Origin of the sequence: Lentzea kentuckyensis, assembly GCF_002150765.1 — a bacterium.
In the GTDB taxonomy this organism is placed as follows: Bacteria; Actinomycetota; Actinomycetes; order Mycobacteriales; family Pseudonocardiaceae; genus Lentzea; species Lentzea kentuckyensis.
In genome coordinates, this window is sequence record NZ_MUYM01000161.1 from 1 (window position 1) to 20,613 (window position 20,613).

Consider the following 20,613-nt stretch of genomic DNA (forward strand, 5'->3'; position numbering starts at 1 on the left):
TCGTCAAAAGACTCATTGCTAAGACCCAGCTCACAGCCGCCGCGCCACTGATATATCGGTGCGGCCAGCCGCCCGGATGCAAAAGACGTTTGCGGACGATGTCAAAAGACTCATTGCAAAGGGGTCTCAACGGCGGGCGGCGCCGGCGCGGCGTTCCTCCAGCAGCTCCCGCTGGTACCCGAGGAAGTCGACCTCCAACGTGTGCCGCTTCGACTTCACGTACCGGCTCCGCAGCGACTGCCGGTAGGAGGCGATCTCCGCCTTCATCTCCGGCACCGAGGGCAACGCCGCGCGCCCCGACACCAGGTCGGCGATCCACTCCGCCTGCGCCTCGGCCAGCGGCATGATCGCCCCCAGCGGCTGGATCAACCCGAGGAAGTACAGCCCGGGATGCGCCGGATCCACGACCCGGCGATACAGCGACACCTCGTTGTCCGCGGACGACACGGAGGGGAACGCGGCCGAGTCCAGGAACGGGAACTCGACCTTGTACCCGGTGCAGTAGACGATGACGTCGACGTCCTCGCGGCTGCCGTCGGCGAAGACCACGCCGGACCCGTCCAGCTGGGCGACGTTCGGCTTCACCGTGATGTCGCCGTGCCCGAGCCGCGTCAGCAGGTCGTCGGACACCGTCGGGTGCGCCGCCAGGATCCCGTGCGAGGGCTCGGGCAACCCGTAGTCGGAGAGCCTGCCTCGCGCCAGCCTCAGCATCGCCCGCAGGGACAGCGCCTGAAGCCAGGCCGGTGCGAACCGGGCGAGCGGCGAGGTCGTCAGGTGATCGGTCGGCATCCCGAACAGGTATTTGGGCATGATGTGCGCGCCTCGCCGCATCGCCAGAAACGTCCGCGAAGACACTCGGGACGACTCGACCGCGATGTCGCACGCCGAATTCCCGATGCCGAGAACCAGCACCTTCTTGTCCGCGAATCGTTCCGGCGTCTTGTAGAAGTGCGCGTGCAGCTCCTCGCCGTCGAACGAGCCGGGAAACGCGGGTTCCGGCATCCGCGGCGACCAGTGATGCCCGTTCGCGACGATGACCGAGTTGTACGACGACGAAACCTCCGCACCCGTGTCACGGTCGCGGGTCGTGACCGAATACCCACCCGAAGCGACCGAAACCGAGACGACCTCGGTCCGGAATCGGATGCGGTCGCGGAACCCGTGGTGTTTCACGAAGTCGTCGAAGTACTCGGCGATCTGGAAGTGCGAGGGGTAGGCCGGGAGGTTCGCGGGCATCGGGAAGGACTTGAACTCCATCATCTGCCGCGAGGTGTTGATGTGGAGCGAGCGGTAGGCGGACGACATGCCGTTGTCGTTGAGGTAGCGCCAGTTGCCGCCGATGTCGGATCCCGACTCGAAGCAGTCGTACTCGATGCCGCGGGCGCTGAGCACCTGACATGCGGCGATGCCGGAAGAGCCTGCCCCGATGACGCACACGCGGTCCATGAGGCTGAAGTATTTTCACGTTCGGCGTGGCTGTCAATCACCACGGGGCAAGTGCCGAAATCGGACGAAATTGTCGGACCGGGACGACATGATGCCCGCATGACAGACGCGATCGTGGCCGAAGGCCTGGTCAAACGCTACGGGTCGGTCGTCGCACTCAACGGCCTGAACCTCAAGGTGCCCGAGGGCACCATCACGGGTCTGCTCGGCCCCAACGGCGCGGGCAAGACGACGGCGGTACGGGTGTTCACCACCCTGCTCGACGCCGACGAGGGGTCGGCACGCGTCGCCGGGCTCGACGTCCGCAAGCAAGCCAACGAACTCCGCAGGAGCATCGGCCTGTCCGGCCAGTACGCCGCGGTCGACGACAACCTGACGGGGTTCGAGAACCTCGACATGGTCGGCCGCCTCTACCACCTCGGACGCGCGAGAAGCCGCGAGCGGGCCCGCGAACTGCTCGCCCGGTTCGATCTCGAGGACGCCGCAGACCGTCCCGTGAAGGGCTATTCCGGCGGCATGCGACGGAGGCTCGACCTCGCGGGCGCGCTCGTCGCGAAGCCGTCAGTCCTGTTCCTCGACGAACCCACCACGGGCCTCGATCCCCGGTCGCGGCTCGGCATGTGGGACGTCATCGAGGAACTCGTCAAAGGCGGCACCACGGTCCTGCTCACCACCCAGTACCTCGAGGAGGCCGACCGCCTCGCCGACCAGATCGCCGTGATCGACCGGGGCAAGGTGATCGCCGAGGGCACCGCCGACCAGCTGAAGGAACAGGTCGGCGGCGAACGGCTCGAACTCTCCGTCGCCACGAACGCCGAACTCGACATCTCCCGGACCGCGCTCGCCGATCTCGCGGTGGGCGCGATGGAGTCCGACGAGCGCCAGCACCACCTCACCGTGCCGGTCGCCGGCGGGTCCTCGGTGCTGATGGAGGCGATCCGGCGGCTCGACGCCGAGTCGGTGAAGGTGCTCGACGTGGGACTGCGCAGGCCGACGCTGGACGACGTGTTCCTGACTCTGACCGGCCACCACGCCGAGGGAGAGGACGAGAAGTGAAGCTGCTGCAGGCACTCGCCGACGGGTCGGTCGTCGCCAAGCGCAACCTGATCAAGATCAAGCGGGTGCCGGACCTGCTGGTGTTCTCGACCGCCGCGCCGATCATGTTCGTGCTGCTGTTCGCCTACGTGTTCGGCGGCTCGATCGAGATCCCCGGCATGGACTACCGCGAGTTCCTGATGGCCGGCATCTTCGCGCAGACAGTCCTGTTCGGCGCCACCATCACCGGCAGCGGGCTCGCCGAGGACATGACCAAGGGCATCATCGACAGGTTCCGCTCACTACCGATGGCGCGCTCAGCGGTCCTGGTGGGCCGCACGACGTCCGATCTGGTCAACAACGCGCTGGTCATCGTGATCATGATGATCACCGGCCTGATCGTCGGCTGGCGCATCCACTCGTCACCGCTGGAGGCGCTCGCCGGGGTCGCGATCCTGCTGCTGTTCGCATACGCGTTCTCATGGGCGATGGCGTGGATCGGGCTTCTGGTGCGCAGTCCCGAGGTGTTCAACAACGCGAGCTTCATCTTCATCTTCCCGATCACCTACATCGCGAACACGTTCGTGCAATCGGAGAAGCTGCCCTCGGTGCTGCGGCACATCGCGGAGTGGAACCCGGTGTCGGCCGTGACGCTGGCCGCCCGCGAGCTCTTCGGCAACACCTCGCCGTTGCAGACACCGCCGGACGCCTGGCCGTTGCAGCATCCCGTGCTCGCGTCACTCGGCTGGGTGGTGATCTTCCTGCTGATCTTCGTACCGCTGGCCAACTACCAGTACAAACGCGCGGTGGCCCGCTGAGTGGAACGGGGTATGCCCCGGACACCCCGGGCCAATACGTTGTGCCACATGCGAAAGCTTCTCGTGGCAGTCACGTCCGTATTGGCGATCACCATCTCCACGGGCACGGCGGCGGGCGCACCGCTGCCGTGCCCGGAGATCTTCGCGACGAACAACACCGCGATCATCACCGACCCCGATGATCCGCGCCTGCAGGACAAGTTGGTCAAGTTCGACCGCGAGGTCCGCGGCATCGTGCTCGCCAACGGCGGCATCACCACCCGGTCCACGCTGCTCGACGGCGTGTTCTGGTCGAGCGATCTGCGGCAGACGACGTTCGAGCGCTCGCGCAAGTTCGACGTCACCCTCAACGAGGAAAGCCTGCGGCACACGGCCTCGACGATCAGCAAGCAGTTCAGGCAGGAGTCGGTGCTCACGTTCCGCTTCCTGCCCGCGAACTCGCCGAAGGTCGACGCCGTTCAGGTCGAGGTCGACGGCATCACCGCCCAGCAGGTCCGCGAAGGCCTCCTCAAGGACGCGGTCGCCCGGGAAAAGCTCGGCGGCGGCAGCGTCACGCTGCGGAACAAGGCGATCCTCATCGCGGACGTCAACGACCTCCCGACCGTGCGCGCGTTCGTCACCAATCTCGGTGGCGACATGAGCAAGGCCAAGGTGAGCAAGGGCGACTGGGAGTTCGTGAGTGCCGAGACTCCCCGGGAAACTACCCAGGAAACTCCTTTGTGGATCAACCAGAACGCCGCCTAACCTCGTACCCATGGCAGCAACTGTGGTCCGCGGCCAGAACGTGGACATCCGAATGTGGACTCGACCGGACGAGGTCGAGGAGTTCGCCATGCAACAGCTTCAGAACATCTCCGCGCTGCCGTGGGCCGTCAAGCACATCGCCGTGATGCCCGACGTGCATTACGGAAAGGGCGCCACGGTGGGGTCGGTGATCGCGTTGCGCGACGCCGTCTCCCCCGCGGCTGTCGGCGTGGACATCGGCTGCGGCATGACCGCCGTGCGCACCTCGCTCACGGCGAGCGACCTGCCGGCGACGTTGCGCCGTCTGCGGTCGCGCATGGAGGCCGTGGTTCCCGTCGGTTTCGGACAGCACAAGGCGACCGCCTTCACCGAAAGGGACGCGGCCGACTGGGCGCCGTTCTGGCGGAGGTTCGACGACCTGACGCCTGTTGTGAAGGCGCGCGCCGACAAGGCGATGCACCAGATGGGCACGCTCGGCGGCGGCAACCACTTCCTCGAGGTCTGCCTGGACACCGACCAGCAGGTGTGGGTCATGCTGCACTCCGGGTCGCGCGGGATCGGCAACGAGCTGGCGCAGCACCACATCTCGGTGGCGCGCAAGCTCGCGCACAACGCCGAGCTGCCGGACCCGGACCTCGCCGTGTTCCTCGCGGGCACGCCCGAGATGGCGGCGTACCGGCACGACCTGTACTGGGCGCAGGACTACGCGCGGCGCAACCGCGCGGTCATGCTGCGTCTGGTCTGCGACGTGCTGCGCGCCGACTTCCCGCGCATCCGGTTCGAGGAGCCGATCTCGTGTCACCACAACTACGTCTCCGAGGAGAACCACTTCGGTGAGGACGTTCTGGTGACGCGCAAGGGCGCGATCCGGGCCGGACGCGGCGAGCTGGGCATCATCCCGGGCTCGATGGGCACCGGCTCGTACATCGTGCGCGGCCTCGGGAACCCGGACTCGTTCGAGTCGGCGTCGCACGGCGCCGGCCGGAGGATGTCGCGCAACAAGGCCCGCAAGACGTTCACGACACAGGATCTCGCCGCCCAGACAAGTGGGGTCGAGTGCCGCAAGGACTCCGGCGTGGTGGACGAGATTCCGGGCGCCTACAAGGACATCGACACCGTGATGGCGAACCAGTCGGACCTGGTGGAGATCGTGGCCAAGCTCAAGCAGGTGGTTTGTATCAAGGGTTGATGTTTCCCTTGCGGTGACGTGGGAAGCCTCCAGGACAGCAGAGACATTTGCCTGTCTTGGAGGTTTTCCATGTCAACGGGCGCCATCATCGGCCTGGTGGTCGCGGTTCTCGTGGTGCTGGTCGTCCTCGCGTTCGTGCTGAGGCCCGCCATGCAACGCAAGAAGTTGCGCGACCGCTTCGGCCCCGAGTACGACCGCGCGGTCGAGCACAGCGACAACAGAACGGCCGCGGAGAAGGAACTCGCCGAGCGGGAGCACCGTCACAGCGAGTTCGACCTGAAGCCGCTTTCCGCTACGGCGCAGGACAGTTACCGCCGGCACTGGGCCAACGTGCAGGCGAAGTTCGTCGATTCGCCGGAGAGCGCGATCGCGGATGCCGACCGACTGGTGACGGACCTGATGGCCGAGCGCGGCTATCCCACCGAGGGTTACGAGGCGCAGCTGAGCGTGTTGTCCGTGGAACACGCGCGGACCCTGGAGCACTACCGCAAGGCGCACGACATCTCCGAACGCCAGGAGATCGGCGAGGCGAGCACCGAGGACCTGCGCACCGCGATGGTGCACTACCGCGAGCTGTTCACCGACCTGCTCGAACGAGGTGCGGCTCCACGCAAGGACAAGGACAGTGAGGCCGTGCGAAAGGAGAAGACGGATGTCTGAGGCACCCACCCACTCGGCGGCTCCGACGCCCACTCCGGCGCGCCCGCAGCAGAACCCCCAGCAGACGTCACAGCAGACGCCGCAGCAGGCCGATCGCTCCTCGCAGTCCGAGCGCGGTCAGCAGGCGGAGCACCAGGCGGAAAGGCAGCAGGCGGAGAGGCAGACTGAGCGCCACGACGAGCGCACGCCGCAGTCACAGGCTCAGCAAGCCCAGACTCAGGCCCAGTCCCAGCCGTCGCGTGCCGACCAGCGCGAGCACCGCGCCGAGCACCAGGAACAGCGCGAGCAGCGCACCGAGCAGCGCGCAGAACAGCGCGAGCAGCGCACCGAGCAGCGCGAGCAGCGGCCGTCCGGCAGGCTCGAAGAAGAGTGGCAGGCCGTGCAGTACGAGTTCGTCGACGACCCGAAGGCGGCCGTTCGCAAGGCGGACGAGCTCGTGACGCGCGCGCTCGAGGAAGTCACCACCCGCCACCGTTCCCTCACCAAGCAGCTCGAGGGAAACGGTGATCCACAGACCGAGGACCTGCGACTGGCTCTCCACCGCTATCGGGAACTGTTCAAGTCGCTCGTCGCCGTCAAATAGGTGTTGAAGCCCCGGCGCCGTGGCCGTAACAGGTGGCGGCGCCGGCAGGCATGTTCAGCTCCGCTGATTCAGCTCGGCAGCTCGCGGATTTCCATCTCCAGCACGTCGATCTCGTCGCTGATGGCCTCGTCCAGCATGTCGTCCAGCAACTTGCGGCACTCCGCCGATCCACAACGCGGCAGTCCCGTGCCGAACCGGGGCACCTGCTCCCACCACACCGCCGGGTTGTTCCAGAACGACCCGGAACCCTGGTCGACACCCTCGAGACAGCGCAGCTTCTGGTCGCTCTCCGGAAGTGCCCGCACGAACTCGATGAACAACGCCAACGCGTCGGGATTGCTCACCGGGACCGCGCCGTAGCCGCGCAGGCAGTCTTCGAGCTCAGCGAGGAACTCCGCCTTGAAGGACACGGCACACCCCCGCTCCTCCGCACCGTTGCGGACGTTCTGAATTCGTAGCGTCAACAGTACCTCCGCGGCTTGAACGGGAAACGAGTGCGAACGGGCGGTATCTTCCTGAGGCCGCACGGGGTCCGGTGACCCGCAGTCACTTCAGCCGCGGGTCACCCGCTCCAGCGCGGAACGTGACAAGGCGTGCGAAACCCGTTGTCCAGCTTGACGATCTGGCCCACGAACAGCTTCTCGTCCGGGTTCGTGCAGGACCTTCCACCCCGCGCGGAACCGCCGAACGTCAACCTCCCGGACGCATCGGGGAAGTCACGCAAAGTGCGCGGCTTCTCGAACACCGCTTCCGTTGGGACCCAAAAGGAATTCCGGGCCGCGAAGTCGACGTGGCGCAGTCAGTCCATTTCGGACAGTGAGCGCCCTAGCGGTCGGCGTGCAGCCTCGCGACGAAGCTGAACCGATCACCGCGGTACAGCGATCGGGCGCGTTCGATCGGGTGGCCGTCGACGTCATAGGAGACGCGGTGCAGCAGCAACATCGGCAGCGCCGGGTTGGTGCCGATCAGCAACGCCTCGCGGGGCGTGGCCAGCACCGTCTCGACGCGTTCCTCGGCCTCGGCGAAACGCACGCCGAGCCGTTCGGTGAGGCACGCGTAGAGCGACCCGGCGGGGTCGAGCTTCTCCAGCAGCCCCGGGAAGCGGCCGAGGCTCAGGTAGGTCGATTCGAGGCCGATGCGTTCGTCGTCGGCGAGCAGGACGCGTTCGAGGTGCACGACCGGGTCGCCGGGTTCGAGCATCAGGTCGCGGGCGAGACCGTCGTCGGCTCCGATCTCCTCGACCGTGATCACCGTGCGGTTCGGCTCGACGCCCTGACGGCGCATGCCCTCGGTGTAGCTGACGAGCGACAGCGGCTGGACGAGCTTCGGCGGCGCGACGAACGTGCCGCTGCCCTGGCGGCGGATGAGCAGGCCTTCGAGCACCAGTTCGCTGACGGCCTGGCGGAGCGTGACGCGCGAGACGGAGAACCGTTCGGCGAGCTCACGTTCGGACGGCAGGACGGTGCCTTCACCGAGGGTCTCGACGAGGTCGAAGAGCTCGGCCTTGACCGCGTAGTAGCGCGGGACTCGGCCGTGTTCGGGAATGCCCGCGCGAACGGGTCGATCAGCGCGGTGCGGCGGGACGCGGTTCACGTGGCGTGAGCCTACGTCACGCCCCGTGTGATCAGGGCGCGAGCTTCGGCGGATCGGGGATCTTGTAGCCAGAAGATCCGATGTTCGTCTCCAGCGACTTGCGCCAGGCACCCGAATCGATCATCTTCTGCAGCGCCGCCTGGACCTTGGCCTTGCTGCTGGGGTCGTCGCGGTGCAGGCCGACGCCGTACTCCTCCTTGCTGAACGGGTCACCGACCACGCGCAGTAGTTCGGGGTTCTGGGCGGCGTAACCGGCGAGCAGCACGTCGTCGGTCGTGACGGCGTCGACGTTGTCGGCCAGCAGCGCGGTGACGCAGTCGCTGAACTTGGCGTACTCGACCAGGTTCACGTCCTTGGCGAACTGCTCCTTGACGTACGCGGCCGACGTGGAGCCCGCGGTGGAACACAGGCGCAGGCTCGCGTTGAGCGACTTGGGGCCGTCGATGCGGGTCTCGTTCATGCGCACCAGCAGGTCCTGGCCGGCGACGAAGTACGGGCCGACGAAGTCGACGATCTCCTTGCGCTTGTCCGTGATCGAGTAGGTGGAGACGACCATGTCGGCCTCACCGCTGGTCAGCAGCGTTTCCCGGTTGCCGGGCTGCGCTTCCCTCCAGGTGATGTTCTCTTCTTTGACACCCAGTTCGTTCGCGATGAACTTGGCGACGTCGACGTCGAAGCCGCGGTAGCTGCCGTCGAGCCTGCGCACCGCCATGCCCGGCTGGTCGAACGACACGGCGACGGTCATGCGGTCGTTCGAGCTGACCTTTCCCACCATGGTGGACTGGTCACCTCCCGCGCAGGAGGCCAGAAGAAGCACGGCCGCACATGTTGTCGCAACCAGGCGAAGCAGCGCTCTCGACGTCATTCGTCCCTCTTACAGCGTGGATCACGGGCATGCGCCGACGCACCATGGGCAACGTTGCTCGGCGATGCCGGAAACCTAAGCGGCGACGGGACGCATGTCCATACCTCTGGGTGAATGAGTCAACGGAATCGTTGCGGTCGACGGGTCAGCGCAAGCGGCGTGGACCGGCGTCGTGCAGCGACGGGGGCGGACCGACGACGACGCGTGCGCTGCTGACGAAAGCCCCTGCGGCAGAAGCAAGAACTGGTTCGAGCTTCAACGAACGCACCTCCGGAAGGTCCTCCGCCAATGCGGCCAAACGGAGTATCAGATCCTGAAGTGCTTTCAGGTCCGCGGGTTCGTCGCCGCGGTAACCGGTCAGTAGCGGCGCGGCTTTCGGTGCCGCAACGAGTTCGGCGGCGTCGGTGTCGGTGAGTGGTACCGCCCGGTAGGCGCGGTCGCCGAGGAGGTCGCTGACCAGACCCGACAGTCCGAACCAGACCAGCGTGCCGAAGCTGGGGTCGTCCTGCAGGCCGAGGACGCAGCTGACTCCCTTGGGCGCCATGCGTTGCACGTACACGCCCGGCTTGCCGCTCAGCGCGGCGAGGTCGTGGTAGGCGGCCATGACCGATTCGCGTTGCGCGATGTCGAGCCGGACACCGACGAGATCGGTGCGGTGACGGAGGCGTTCGGTGGTGGCCTTCATCGCGACCGGGTAGCCGAGTTCGCCGGCGGCTTCGGCCGCCTCTTCGGCGTTGTGGGCGATGCGGAACGGGACGACGTCGATGCCGTAGCAGTTCAGGAGTTCGACGGCGGTGTGGTCGTCGAGCAGTCGTTCGGTGTCGGTGTTGTCCACAATGGACCGGGCTCGGTCGGCGTCGATGCCGTCGGGCCGCGTGAAGTTGCCCTGGGGCGCGGCACGCCAGCGGGCGTAGCGGACGGCGCGGGCCAATGCGAGAACGGCGCGTTCCGGACTGGCGTAGCTGGGAATCGAGCCCTTCCCTGGCATTTTCAGCTCATCCGGAATTCCCTCGACCGCGAGGAACGTCGAGACGATCGGTTTCGTGCGGTGCGCGGCTTCTTTGAGCGCGCGGGCATAGGCGGCGCCGGGGACCGCGATCGGCGGCACGAACACGACGACGAGAGCGTCGGTGTCGGCGCGGTCGAGTGCTTCTTCGACCGCCTTCGCGAACTCCTCGGGGGTGGCCTGGGCGCCGACGTCGACGGGGTCGCCCGCGAGTTCGAGGTCCTGGGCGAGCAACGTGTCGGCGGCGAGCAGGCCGATGGCGGTCGAGTTGCCGACGACGGCGACGCGCTTGCCCGTGGGCAGCGGCTGGTGGGCCAGCAGCAGCGCGGTGTCGAACAGCTGGGCCAGCGAGTCGACCCTGATCACGCCGGCCTGCTCGAACAGCGCCTGGACGCTCGCCTCGTCGACCTTCGCGGCGGTGGCGGCGAGGCCAGGGACGACGGCGTGCCGGCCGGACTTGACCGCGACGATGGGCTTGGTGCGGCCGAGCCGTCTGGCGAGCCTCGCGAACTTGCGCGGGTTGCCGAACGACTCCAGGTAGAGCAGCACGACGTCGGTGGCGGGGTCGGTCTCCCAGTACTGCAGCAGGTCGTTGCCGGAGACGTCGGCCCGGTTGCCCGCCGAGACGAACGTGGACAGGCCGAGGCCCCAGCCGGCCGCGTTGGCGAGGATGGCCGTGCCGAGGGCGCCCGACTGACAGAAGAAGCCCGCGCGGCCCCGTGCGGGGAGCTTCGGGGCGAGGCTCGCGTTGAGGCGGATCTTGGGGTCGAGGTTGAGCACGCCGAGTGCGTTCGGTCCGACGACGCGCATGCCGTGCGCTCTGGCCTCGGCGGCGAGTCTGCGTTCGGCCGACAGACCGTCCGGGCCCGTCTCGCCGTAGCCGGAGCTCACGACGACGAGCGCCTTCACGCCCTTCGCGAGACAGGCGTCCATGACCTCGTCGACGCTGGCCGCGGGAACGGCGACGACGGCGAGGTCGACGTCGTCGGGGATGTCGAGCACGGTCGGGTACGCCCGGACGCCTCGGACGGCGCGATGCTCGGCGTTGACCGGGTAGACGGGGCCGTTGAAGTCGGCTTCGAGGAGGTTCTTGAGGACCGCGTGCCCGATCTTGGTCGGGTCGGTGGAGGCGCCGATGACCGCGACCGACCTGGGATGCAGCAGGTTGTGCACGCTGCGGGCCTCGGCGGCCTGTTCGCGGGCCCTGGCGACGGCGACGGACTCCTCGGTGGGGTCGATCGCGAACTCCAGGTGCAGCACGCCCTCCTCGAACGCCCTGCTGACCTGGTAGCCGGCGTCGCGGAACACCCGGACCATCTGCCCGTTCTCGGCGAGCACCTCGGCCTCGAACCGGGTCAGTCCGACCTCCCTGGCCGCCGCGGCGAGGTGTTCGAGCAGGATGCTGCCCAGTCCACGCCCCTGGTGCCCGTCCTCGACGACGAACGCGACCTCGGCGCTCTCCCCCTGGTGGTTGCCGCCGTGGAGCCGGTCGAACCTGCCGACGGCGACGATGTCGTCGCCGAGCAACGCGATGAGCGCCACCCGGTCGTGGTGGTCGACGGTGCTGAACCGCTCGAGGTCCCGCTGCGGGATCCGCGGGTAGGGCCCGAAGTAGCGGAAGTACCGCGTGCGCTCGGACAGCCGGCCGTGGAACTCCCTGAGCCTCTCGCCGTCGTCCGGCGTGATCGGCCGCAGGTGGACGGTGCCGCCGTCGCTGAGGACGACGTCCGCCTCCCAATGCCTCGGGAAGTCGAACGGGTCCCTGCCGGCTTCTTCGCCGGCATGGTCGACAGCGTCTCCGGCGGCGGCGTCTCTACCGGCGTCGTCTCTGGCGGCGTCCGTTTCCGGCATGGGGCTTCAGTCCCTGGGGTCGTCGGGATCAAGTCCGTGCAACGGGAACACCGCACGGCGCGTGTCACGGATCGCCTTGTCCACCGGCTCCTCCGTGTCGCCGCCCCACGGCTGGTGCCCAGCGTCGCATCCATCCGTCATCGACGTGGGCAACGGCCAGCCGGGCGCGATGCGTGTCGCATGCGCCACCCACTCCGCCGGCAACGGCCGGTTCGGGTCCACGTCGCGATCCAGCACCGTCGCCAGCAGGTGCGTCCACGACCGCGGCACCACCCTGAGCAGCTCGTACCCGCCGCCGCCCAGCGCGAGCCACTTGAACCCGTGCTCGTTCACCAGCTCCCGGAACGCCTGGTAGATCGCCCGATGCCCGTCCACGCTCAACGCCAGATCCGCGAGCGGATCCTCCTTGTGGGTGTCCACACCGCACTGGGTAACCAGCACCTGCGGCCGGAACGCCTTCAACAACGCCGGCACCGTCGCGTGGAACGCCCGCATCCACCCGCCGTCCCGCGTCCCGGCCGGCAACGGGACGTTGACCGCACTCCCCTCGGCCCCCGCGCCGCCGACCTCACCGGCCCACCCGGTCCCCGGCCACAGGCTCATCGGATGCTGGTGCAACGAGATCGTCAGCACCCGCGGGTCGTCCCAGAACGCCGTCTGCACCCCGTCCCCGTGATGCACGTCGACATCGACATAAGCGATGCGCTCGACCCCGCTGCGCAACAGCCACTCGATGGCCACCGCACAGTCGTTGTAGACGCAGAACCCGGCCGCGCTGTCCGGCATCGCGTGGTGCAATCCACCGGCGATGTTGACCGCCCGATCCGCCTCGCCCGACGCAATGGCACGCGCCGCCGCCAACGATCCGCCGACCACCAGCGCCGAAGCCTCGTGCATCCGCTCGAAGACGGGGTTGTCCGGCGTCCCCAACCCGTGCCCGACGTCCCACCCGGCCGTGGGCGCCGCCTGCACAGCGCTCAAGTAGCCGGGCCGATGCACCAGCTCGATCTCCTCGTCGCTGGCCGCCTCGGGCACCCGCAACTCGACCCCTTCGAGCACCCCGAGCGCCGTGGCGAGCCGGACCGTCAGGTCGAGCCGGACGGGATTGAGCGGATGGTCGCCACCGAGGTCGTACGCGAGGAAGGACCGATCCCAGACAACAGCGGCTGGCTTACCCATGCCCAGCAACCTACCCACCGATCGGCCCAACCGGTGATCACGATTGGTCGCCGCGCGCCCGCCACTTCATGCCCACAGCGCCCACGCCGCCTACAGTCCCCACTCGCCGGGCCCCCGAACCCGGAACCGAACCCACCGAACAGGGGTCAGAGGCGACATGCACCTGCGACCAGCGGCCAACATCCTCGCGTTGTGCCTGTCCCTGGGCCTGACCCTCGCCGCCGTCGCCGGCTGCAGCGAACAGGTCAAGGGCTCCGCCGTAGCCGACACCAACGCGGCGCCGGACCCCACCGACCCCACCTCGACCACGAAGAAGCCGCCCGCCAGCACCTCGGCCACGAAGCCCGCGGACCCCACCGTCCAGAAGCCGGGCGACGTGAAGATCACCACCAAGAAGAAGGCCGCGGGCCTCGAAACCTGCGGCGTCCTCAAAGCCGCGGACATCGAAGCCGCGACCGGCGGCAAGTCCTCGGCGGACGGCGGCTGCATCCACAGCACCACGGGCCCGTCCACCGTCATCACCCAGATGGTCACGGTCCCCGACGTGGTGGGCTCGGACGGCGAGAAGAAGCAGATCGAGATCGGTGGCAACACCGCGTGGCAGGTAACCGCCTCCAAGGAGGACTGCCAGGTCACCGTCATGCTGACCGACGACCCGACCGTCATCACCCCGGCCTTCTCGGTGAGCGTCCTGGCGATCGACGACCTGGACACCTGCGCCACCGCGCTGAAGCTCGCCACCGAGGGCTTCAACCGCATCCCCAACGCCTGACCCGCCGTCCGGACCACACCAGCCGAACGACCTCAGCCGCCGGTGGCGACCTCCCGGTCCAACGCACACCAGTTGGACCACGACCCGGCGTACAGGGCCGCAGGCTTCTCGGCCGACGTGATCCCGGCAACCTCCAACGCGAGCACGACGGACGACGCGGTCACGCCAGACCCGCAGTACGCGCCAACAGCCACGTCACCCGACACACCGAGCTCAGCGAACCGCGCAGCCAGCTCCTCTCCGCCGAGCCACCGCCCGTCCGCACCGACATGCCCGGTCGTTGGCGCGTTGAGCGCACCCGGCACATGCCCGGCCTTGGGATCCACCGGCTCGGTCTCGCCGCGGTACCGCGCCACCGCCCGTGCGTCGAGCAGCACACCCTCCTGCGCAAGCGCCGCCGCCCCGTCCGCGTCCAGCACGGGCATCTGCCCGGCCCGCACCGCCACGTCCCCGGCCGCGTCACCTGTCAGGGGCGCCGGCTCCTCCGCGGTGACCGGCAGCCCGGCCGCCTCCCAAGCGGCGAACCCGCCGTCCAGCACCGCGACCTCGCCATGACCGGCCCACCGCAGCAGCCACCACACCCGCGCGGCGACCGACCCGTCCCCCGCGTCGTACGCCACCACCTGGCCGTCCTCGCGCACACCCGCGCGGCGCAGCACCTCCTGCAACCGCTCCGGATCCGGCAGCGGATGCCGGCCACCCACACCGGGCGGAGAGGACAGCTCGGTGTCCAGATCCACGTACACCGCGCCGGGCACGTGGCTGACCTCGTAGTCTTGGCGTCCGGGTGGTCCGCCGAGGCGCCACCGGACGTCCAGCACAACAGTGGCCGGACGCGTACGCAGCGCATCGGCGAGGGCCTCAGGAGTGATCAAGGGATGCACGGCTCACATCCTGCACCCGCGCGGACACCTGTGTCCCCCGGCACGACTACCATTGACGCCATACGAAGGGGAGCGGGTGTGAACGACCTCATCGACACGACGGAGATGTATCTCCGCACGATCTACGAGCTCGAGGAAGAGGGCGTGGTGCCACTGCGCGCCCGCATCGCCGAGCGCCTCGGCCAAAGTGGACCGACGGTCAGCCAGACCGTGGGCCGCATGGAACGCGACGGCCTGGTGGTCGTGGCGGAGGACCGCCACCTCGAGCTCACCGAGCAGGGCCGCAACCTCGCGATCGCCGTCATGCGCAAGCACCGGCTCGCCGAGCGCCTCCTCGTGGACATCATCGGGCTCGAATGGGAGCACGTGCACAGCGAGGCATGCCGCTGGGAGCACGTGATGAGCGAGGCGGTCGAGCGCAAGCTCATCAAGCTGCTCGGCAACCCCACCACCTCGCCCTACGGCAACCCGATCCCTGGCCTCGACAAGCTGGGCGACGGCGAGCCCGCCCCGCCCGCCGAGGCGGACCTGGTGCGCGTGGACGAGGTGGCCCGCCGCGGCGGCGGACGCGTCGAGGTGCGCCGCATCGCCGAGCACGTCCAGCTCGACCCGGACCTGATGGCCGAGTTGAAGGACGCCGGCGTCGTGCCGGGCGGCACCGTGGAGGTCCACGCGCTCGGTGGCGCGAAGGTCGTCCAGGTGCGCGGCGGCAACGGCAACACCGCCGAGCTCGACCCCGCTGTCGCCCACGCCGTCCTGGTGCTCGCCCGGTGACCCAGACGACCACACCGGCGGCGAAGGCCGCCGACGCCTTCCAGCGACTGCACGGACGAGCTCCCGAAGGGGTCTGGTCGGCACCAGGCCGCGTCAACCTCATCGGCGAGCACACCGACTACAACGACGGCTACGTGCTGCCGTTCGCGTTGCCCCACCGCATCGCGGTCGCGGCGTCGCCGCGTACCGACGGCGTGATGACCGTCAGCACGCTCGGCGACGACGGCGGGGTGCAGAGCGCGGACCCGGTCGTCGTGGCCGACCTAGTCCCCGGAACCGTCAAGGGGTGGGCCGCGTACCCCGGTGGCGTCGCCTGGGCCCTGCGCGAGCAGGGGATCGCCGTCGCCGGGGGTGCCGACCTCGTCATCGCGGGCGACGTGCCCGCGGGGGCCGGTCTCTCCTCGTCGCACGCCCTGGAGTGCGCCGTCGCCCTCGCGCTGCTCGGCCTCGCTGGCGTCGACGCCGAGCGGACGGACATCGCGCGCTGGGTGCAGCGCTCCGAGAACGACTTCGTGGGCGCGCCGACCGGCATCCTCGACCAGACCGCGTCGCTGTGCTGCATCGAAGCGCACGCCCTGTTTTACGACGTGCGCTCCGGCAAGCCGGAGCAGGTCGCGTTCGACGCGGCTGCCAGCGGGCTCGAGGTCCTCGTCATCGACACGCGTGCCAGCCACGCCCTCGTCGACGGCGGCTACGGGGCCCGGCGGGCGGGCTGCGAACGTGCCGCCGGCATCCTCGGCGTTCCCGCGCTGCGCGACGTCGACTTCGCCGAGCTCGACGACACGCTCGTCCGGCTGCCCGAAGAGCTGCGTCCGCTGGTGCGGCACGTCGTGACCGAGAACGACCGGGTCCTGCGCACCGTCGAACTGCTCCGCGCGGGCAAGCTCGCCGACGTCGGCCCCCACCTCTCGGCCTCCCACGCGAGCTTGCGGAACGACTACCGCGTCTCCTGCCTGGAGCTCGACGTCGCCGTCGAGTCCGCGATGGCCGCGGGCGCCCTCGGCGCCAGGATGGTCGGCGGCGGCTTCGGCGGTTCGGCCATCGCCCTCGTGCCCGTCGAACGGCACGAGGAGGTCGAACGGTCCGTGCTCGCCGGTTTCGCCTCGCGTTCGCTCACGCGGCCGAGGCTCTTCACGGCGGTTCCGTCCGCGGGTGCGGGCCGGGACCGGTAGCGAACAACGATCTTTACCAGGAATGCGAGGACTGTGGTGAAGCTGCTCGTCACGGGCGGGGCCGGATACGTCGGCAGCGTGTGCGCCGCCAGGCTGCTCGAAGCCGGGCACGAGGTGGTCGTCCTGGACGACCTCTCCACCGGCCACGAGGACGCCGTCCCCGCGGGAGCGCGCTTCATCCGGGGTGACATCGCCGAGGTGATCGGCGATGTCCTCGCGGAAGGTTTCGACGGAGTTCTGCACTTCGCGGCGAAGTCCCTCGTGGGCGAGTCCATGCAGGACCCCGGCAAGTATTGGACGGGCAACGTCCTGACCGCGATTCATCTGCTCGACGCGATGAAGGATCACGGCACGCCGAAGCTCGTCTTCTCCTCGACTGCCGCGACCTACGGCGAGCCGCGGGAGGTGCCGATCCCCGAGACCGCGCCGACCGCGCCCACCAACACCTACGGCGCCACCAAGCTGGCCATCGACCACGCGATCACGTCGTACGCCGCCGCGCACGGCCTGGCGGCGACGAGCCTGCGGTACTTCAACGTCGCCGGCGCCTACGGCAGCATCGGCGAGCGGCACGCGACCGAGACGCACCTCATCCCGCTCGTGCTCCAGGTCGCCCTCGGGCAGCGGGAGCACATCTCGATCTACGGCGAGGACTGGCCCACCGAGGACGGCACCTGCGTCCGCGACTACATCCACGTCACGGACCTCGCGGACGCCCACCTCCTCGCGCTCGACCACGCCACCGCGGGCGAGCACCGGATCTACAACCTCGGCAACGGCACCGGCTTCTCCGTCAAGCAGGTCATCGACACCTGTCGCGAGGTCACCGGCCACCCGATCCCCGCCGTCGTCGCCCCCAGGCGCGCCGGCGACCCGGCCGTCCTCGTCGCCTCCGCCGAGCGCGCCCGCACGGACCTCGGCTGGAAGCCCGAGCGCGCCGACCTCGCCGGCATCGTCCGCGACGCGTGGGAGTTCACCCGCGCCCGGCACGGAGCCTGAGCAGGGATGACCGACTTCGCCTCCTTCGAGAGCTACAACGCCACCCCGCGACTCGCGTCGCTCGCACTGTCCCCGGACGGCACACGGCTCGTCACGGTCGTCTCCTCCCTCGCCCCGGACGGCAAGACATGGCAGGGCGCTCTCTGGGAGGTCGACCCCACCGGCGAACGGGACGCCGTCCGGCTGACCCGCTCCGCCAAGGGCGACTCCTCCCCGGTGTTCGCGGAGGACGGATCGCTGCTGTTCCTGTCGGCCCGCCCGGATCCGCTCGCGAAACCGGGTGAGAGCAACGACAAGAAGGCGCTGTGGCGGCTTCCGGTCCGCGGTGAGGCCGCTGAGATCCTGCGGCCGGGGAGCGGAGTCGGTCAGCTGCGCGCCGCCGGTGAGACGGTGCTGTTCACGTCGTCGGCGTACCGCTTTCGTGAGTTCGGCGACGACGACAACGCCAAGCGCAAGGCTCGCGAGGACGCCGGCGTGACAGCGATCCTGCACGAGTCGTACCCGATCCGATATTGGGACACGGACCTCGGTCCCGCCTACCCGCGGTTGTTCGCGGCTCCTCTCACGGACATCAGCGCCGAGAAAGTCACCACCCTCAGCGAAGACTCCGAAAGCCGGCTCAGCGACGAGGACGTCGCTCTCAGCCCAGACGGGAAGTGGGCCGTCTACGGCCACGCCGTGGACGTCAGCGCCGCCTACGGCCGCAGGACCGAACTCCGGATCGTCGCCACGACCGGTGGCGCGCCACGGGTCATAGCCTCCGAAGAAGGTTTCTCCTTCTTCAGCGCCGCTTTCACGCCGGACTCCGCTGCCGTCATCGCGATTCGGTTCCGTGAGTCCACTCCGGACTCCCCACACCGCCACGGTCTGGTGCGCATCGATCTGACGGACGACTCGATCACGCCACTGGCGCCCGACTTCCCGGAGGAACCGCACCACCCAGTGGTGAGCCCGGACGGGTCGGCGGTCTTCTTCACCGCCAGCCACCTCGGGCACCAGCCGCTCTGGCGGCTGGACCTCGCGACCGGTGAGATCACGAAGCTGACGGTCTCCGGCTACTACAGCGATCTGGTCGTGAGCCCGGACAGCAAGACGCTGTACGCACTGCGCAACTCGGTCGACCACCCGCCACAGCCCGTGCGGTTCTCCGCCACCGGAGCCGACCAGGAGCCAGAACGGCTGCGCGCTCCCGGCGCGATCCCGGAGGTGCCGGGCACGCTCACCGAGATCTCCACGGTCGTCGCCGACGGCAGGACCGTCCGCTCCTGGCTGGTGCTGCCGGAAGACGCCTCCGCCGACTCCCCCGCCCCGCTGCTCCTGTGGGTCCACGGCGGTCCGGTCATGAGCTGGAACGGCTGGACCTGGCGCTGGAACCCCTGGCTGATGGCCGCTCGCGGCTACGCCGTCCTCCTGCCCGACCCCGCCCTGTCCACCGGGTACGGCCCCGACTTCATCAAGGCCGGCTGGGGCCGCTGGGGCGCCGAGCCCTACACCGACCTCATGGCCATCACGGACGTCGCGGCCGAGCGGGCCGACATCGACGCCTCCCGGACCGCCGCCATGGGCGGATCGTTCGGCGGCTACATGGCCAACTGGATCGCCACCCAGACCGACCGGTTCCGCGCGATCGTCACGCACGCGTCCCTGTGGCACCTCGACGCGTTCTCCGGCGGCACCGACAGCTCCTACTTCTGGATGCGCGAGATGGGCGACCCCCTCACCCAGCCGGAGCGGATCCAGGCCAACTCCCCGCACCTGCGGGTCGCCGACATCAAGACTCCGATGCTCGTCATCCACGGGGACAAGGACTACCGGGTTCCCATCGGCGAGGGGCATCGGCTGTACTTCGACCTCGTCCGCCACGGGGTCAATGCGAAATATCTTTACTTCCCAACCGAAAACCACTGGATTCTCACCCCCGGCAACTCTCGGGTCTGGTACGAGACGGTGTGGGCGTTCCTGGCCGAGCACGTCCTGGATCAGGACTGGGAGCGGCCGGAACTGCTCTGAGAGCCGGCAGCGAGCAACTGACGGGCGCTGTCCATGTACTTCGTGGACAGCGCCCTCATCTCTTCCGGCGGGAACGCGGCGCTGAGGGCAGAACGGAGGAGCTTGCTCAACGCGTGCCCCGGGCAGGCGTCGTCGGCCGCGTCGAGCGCGATGGACGCGATCCCGCCGTCACCACGCTGGTAGGCGTAGAACGCGAGCAGGCACGCGGGTTCCACGCGTTCCGGTGCCGGGCACGACCTGGTGAGCTCCAGCCACAGGTGCTCGGCCTGCCTGGACTTAGCCCCCACCGCGAACCCCATGCTCGCGTCACGCACTTCGGGCACGGCCAGTGCCCTCGCCAACGCGACGATCTCCTTGTCCGGCAAGGGTCCCTTGCGCTCTTGCACAGCGTCGATCGCATCGCGTACCCGACGCAGTTCGGTGCTCGGATCGGGTTCGCCGGAACTCGTCATGAGGTCGTCGAGCAACGCGGATCTGCGCTCCAACGCGCCGGGTGCGTCCAGTGCGGCGATCGCGGCCATCGCCGCACGCGACTCGAATGTCACGTTGCCCTCATGCGCCGACGCGGCAGCCAGCGTGGACAACCGGGGGTCCGGCAGGGTCCCGTGGCAGTCGATGTCGAGATAGCAGAGCCAGGGCGCGTCCTTCTCGCACGCAGGCAGCCAGACGGCCTCGACGATCTCGATGCCCACGCCGCCCAGCCTGTGCCTGAGCGCGTTGACCAGTGGTGTGTGCGGCAGTTCCTCGGGCATGTGCTCCGAGGGCGCACACACCACCGCGAGGATCACTTCGGTCGCGCCTTGTTCGAGCAGCGGTGCTTCCAGCTGAGCGGCGAGCATGCCCCTATGTCGTGGGCGCGGCAGGTCGACGCGCATGGTCATGCTGATCAAGTGGTCTTTCAGCGCCAGCACGACAAGTGAGTCAGCCGGGTGGAACCCCATCAGGTGCGGGATCGCGGCGTAGAGGTCGCCAGGGGCTCGGACTCGGACGGGTTTCGGGGCGGTTGTGGGCATGGGACCACAGTGGTGGGTGG

19 protein-coding genes are annotated in these 20,613 nt (G+C 68.8%); 11 read left to right on the plus strand and 8 right to left on the minus strand.

Annotated features, from left to right (window positions below):
• Positions 1-126: 126 nt before the first annotated feature.
• Positions 127-1,446, minus strand: coding sequence for an NAD(P)-binding domain-containing protein (locus B0F77_RS44400; RefSeq protein WP_086669079.1), 1,320 nt, complete (start codon positions 1,444-1,446; stop codon positions 127-129).
• Between the two features lie 99 nt (positions 1,447-1,545).
• Between B0F77_RS44400 and B0F77_RS44405 the strand changes: the two genes are divergently transcribed.
• From B0F77_RS44405 to B0F77_RS47510, 6 genes are all read left to right on the plus strand, one after another.
• Entirely contained in the window at positions 1,546-2,502 is a 957-nt protein-coding gene (locus tag B0F77_RS44405; RefSeq protein WP_086669080.1) for an ATP-binding cassette domain-containing protein, read from the plus strand.
• A complete protein-coding gene (locus B0F77_RS44410; RefSeq protein ID WP_086669081.1) occupies positions 2,499-3,299 on the plus strand; it encodes an ABC transporter permease in 801 nt (266 codons plus the stop codon). Before B0F77_RS44405 ends, B0F77_RS44410 begins: the two co-directional genes overlap by 4 nt.
• 48 nt (positions 3,300-3,347) lie before the next feature.
• Positions 3,348-4,043 (plus strand): hypothetical protein, encoded by a 696-nt coding sequence (locus B0F77_RS44415; RefSeq protein WP_211294352.1) that lies wholly within the window; start codon positions 3,348-3,350, stop codon positions 4,041-4,043.
• Positions 4,044-4,053: 10 nt separating this feature from the next.
• Complete coding sequence (locus B0F77_RS44420) at positions 4,054-5,232, plus strand: RtcB family protein (protein WP_086669082.1); 1,179 nt, start codon at positions 4,054-4,056, stop codon at positions 5,230-5,232.
• A 69-nt stretch (positions 5,233-5,301) separates the two neighbouring features.
• On the plus strand, positions 5,302-5,892 hold the full coding sequence (locus B0F77_RS44425) for a hypothetical protein (RefSeq protein ID WP_086669083.1): 591 nt from the start codon (positions 5,302-5,304) through the stop codon (positions 5,890-5,892).
• Positions 5,885-6,475 (plus strand): hypothetical protein, encoded by a 591-nt coding sequence (locus tag B0F77_RS47510; RefSeq protein WP_143467245.1) that lies wholly within the window; start codon positions 5,885-5,887, stop codon positions 6,473-6,475. The genes B0F77_RS44425 and B0F77_RS47510 overlap by 8 nt, the downstream gene beginning before the upstream one ends.
• A gap of 68 nt (positions 6,476-6,543) precedes the next feature.
• Here B0F77_RS47510 and B0F77_RS44435 read toward each other — a convergent pair whose 3' ends face one another.
• From B0F77_RS44435 to B0F77_RS44460, 5 genes are all read right to left on the minus strand, one after another.
• Positions 6,544-6,939, minus strand: a complete 396-nt coding sequence (locus B0F77_RS44435) for a hypothetical protein (protein WP_207311825.1) — start codon at positions 6,937-6,939, stop codon at positions 6,544-6,546.
• A 361-nt stretch (positions 6,940-7,300) separates the two neighbouring features.
• Positions 7,301-8,068, minus strand: a complete 768-nt coding sequence (locus B0F77_RS44445) for a GntR family transcriptional regulator (protein WP_086669087.1) — start codon at positions 8,066-8,068, stop codon at positions 7,301-7,303.
• Positions 8,069-8,099: 31 nt separating this feature from the next.
• The gene (locus tag B0F77_RS44450) at positions 8,100-8,843 is read right to left on the minus strand and encodes a glutamate ABC transporter substrate-binding protein (protein ID WP_245849474.1); all 744 of its coding nucleotides are present in this window, start codon (positions 8,841-8,843) and stop codon (positions 8,100-8,102) included.
• 235 nt (positions 8,844-9,078) lie between these two features.
• Positions 9,079-11,790 carry a bifunctional acetate--CoA ligase family protein/GNAT family N-acetyltransferase gene (locus B0F77_RS44455; RefSeq protein WP_086669089.1) on the minus strand — a complete coding sequence of 904 codons (2,712 nt, stop codon included), beginning with the start codon at positions 11,788-11,790 and terminating at the stop codon, positions 9,079-9,081.
• Between the two features lie 6 nt (positions 11,791-11,796).
• Positions 11,797-12,969: an acetoin utilization protein AcuC gene (locus tag B0F77_RS44460; protein ID WP_086669090.1), complete on the minus strand. Its 1,173-nt coding sequence runs from the start codon at positions 12,967-12,969 to the stop codon at positions 11,797-11,799.
• A 157-nt stretch (positions 12,970-13,126) separates the two neighbouring features.
• Between B0F77_RS44460 and B0F77_RS44465 the strand changes: the two genes are divergently transcribed.
• On the plus strand, positions 13,127-13,741 hold the full coding sequence (locus B0F77_RS44465; protein WP_086669091.1) for a DUF3558 domain-containing protein: 615 nt from the start codon (positions 13,127-13,129) through the stop codon (positions 13,739-13,741).
• A 32-nt stretch (positions 13,742-13,773) separates the two neighbouring features.
• Here B0F77_RS44465 and B0F77_RS44470 read toward each other — a convergent pair whose 3' ends face one another.
• On the minus strand, positions 13,774-14,625 hold the full coding sequence (locus B0F77_RS44470; protein ID WP_086669092.1) for a sulfurtransferase: 852 nt from the start codon (positions 14,623-14,625) through the stop codon (positions 13,774-13,776).
• A 78-nt stretch (positions 14,626-14,703) separates the two neighbouring features.
• On the opposite strand from B0F77_RS44470, the gene B0F77_RS44475 reads away from it, so the two are divergent.
• Genes B0F77_RS44475 through B0F77_RS44490 form a run of 4 tightly spaced genes read left to right on the plus strand, consistent with a single transcriptional unit; the run spans position 14,704 to position 19,580 of the window.
• A complete protein-coding gene (locus B0F77_RS44475) occupies positions 14,704-15,399 on the plus strand; it encodes an iron-dependent transcriptional repressor DtxR (protein WP_086669093.1) in 696 nt (231 codons plus the stop codon).
• Positions 15,396-16,571 carry a galactokinase gene (gene galK / locus B0F77_RS44480; protein ID WP_086669094.1) on the plus strand — a complete coding sequence of 392 codons (1,176 nt, stop codon included), beginning with the start codon at positions 15,396-15,398 and terminating at the stop codon, positions 16,569-16,571. The genes B0F77_RS44475 and galK overlap by 4 nt, the downstream gene beginning before the upstream one ends.
• 36 nt (positions 16,572-16,607) lie before the next feature.
• Complete coding sequence (galE, locus tag B0F77_RS44485; RefSeq protein ID WP_086669097.1) at positions 16,608-17,570, plus strand: UDP-glucose 4-epimerase GalE; 963 nt, start codon at positions 16,608-16,610, stop codon at positions 17,568-17,570.
• 6 nt (positions 17,571-17,576) lie between these two features.
• Positions 17,577-19,580 (plus strand): alpha/beta hydrolase family protein, encoded by a 2,004-nt coding sequence (locus B0F77_RS44490; protein ID WP_086669095.1) that lies wholly within the window; start codon positions 17,577-17,579, stop codon positions 19,578-19,580.
• Here the strand turns inward: B0F77_RS44490 and B0F77_RS44495 are convergent.
• Positions 19,550-20,593 (minus strand): DUF4192 domain-containing protein, encoded by a 1,044-nt coding sequence (locus tag B0F77_RS44495; protein WP_086669096.1) that lies wholly within the window; start codon positions 20,591-20,593, stop codon positions 19,550-19,552. The genes B0F77_RS44490 and B0F77_RS44495 overlap by 31 nt on opposite strands.
• Between the last annotated feature and the right edge of the window lie 20 nt (positions 20,594-20,613).

Coding starts and splice junctions, on each gene's coding strand:
- B0F77_RS44460 (WP_086669090.1), bottom strand. CDS start 12,969: ATGGGTAAGCCAGCCGCTGTTGTCTGGGATCGGTCCTTCCTCGCGTAC.
- B0F77_RS47510 (WP_143467245.1), top strand. CDS start 5,885: ATGTCTGAGGCACCCACCCACTCGGCGGCTCCGACGCCCACTCCGGCG.
- B0F77_RS44415 (WP_211294352.1), top strand. CDS start 3,348: ATGCGAAAGCTTCTCGTGGCAGTCACGTCCGTATTGGCGATCACCATC.
- B0F77_RS44400 (WP_086669079.1), bottom strand. CDS start 1,446: ATGGACCGCGTGTGCGTCATCGGGGCAGGCTCTTCCGGCATCGCCGCA.
- B0F77_RS44450 (WP_245849474.1), bottom strand. CDS start 8,843: ATGGTGGGAAAGGTCAGCTCGAACGACCGCATGACCGTCGCCGTGTCG.
- B0F77_RS44425 (WP_086669083.1), top strand. CDS start 5,302: ATGTCAACGGGCGCCATCATCGGCCTGGTGGTCGCGGTTCTCGTGGTG.
- B0F77_RS44490 (WP_086669095.1), top strand. CDS start 17,577: ATGACCGACTTCGCCTCCTTCGAGAGCTACAACGCCACCCCGCGACTC.
- B0F77_RS44455 (WP_086669089.1), bottom strand. CDS start 11,790: ATGCCGGAAACGGACGCCGCCAGAGACGACGCCGGTAGAGACGCCGCC.
- B0F77_RS44420 (WP_086669082.1), top strand. CDS start 4,054: ATGGCAGCAACTGTGGTCCGCGGCCAGAACGTGGACATCCGAATGTGG.
- B0F77_RS44495 (WP_086669096.1), bottom strand. CDS start 20,593: ATGCCCACAACCGCCCCGAAACCCGTCCGAGTCCGAGCCCCTGGCGAC.
- B0F77_RS44405 (WP_086669080.1), top strand. CDS start 1,546: ATGACAGACGCGATCGTGGCCGAAGGCCTGGTCAAACGCTACGGGTCG.
- B0F77_RS44465 (WP_086669091.1), top strand. CDS start 13,127: ATGCACCTGCGACCAGCGGCCAACATCCTCGCGTTGTGCCTGTCCCTG.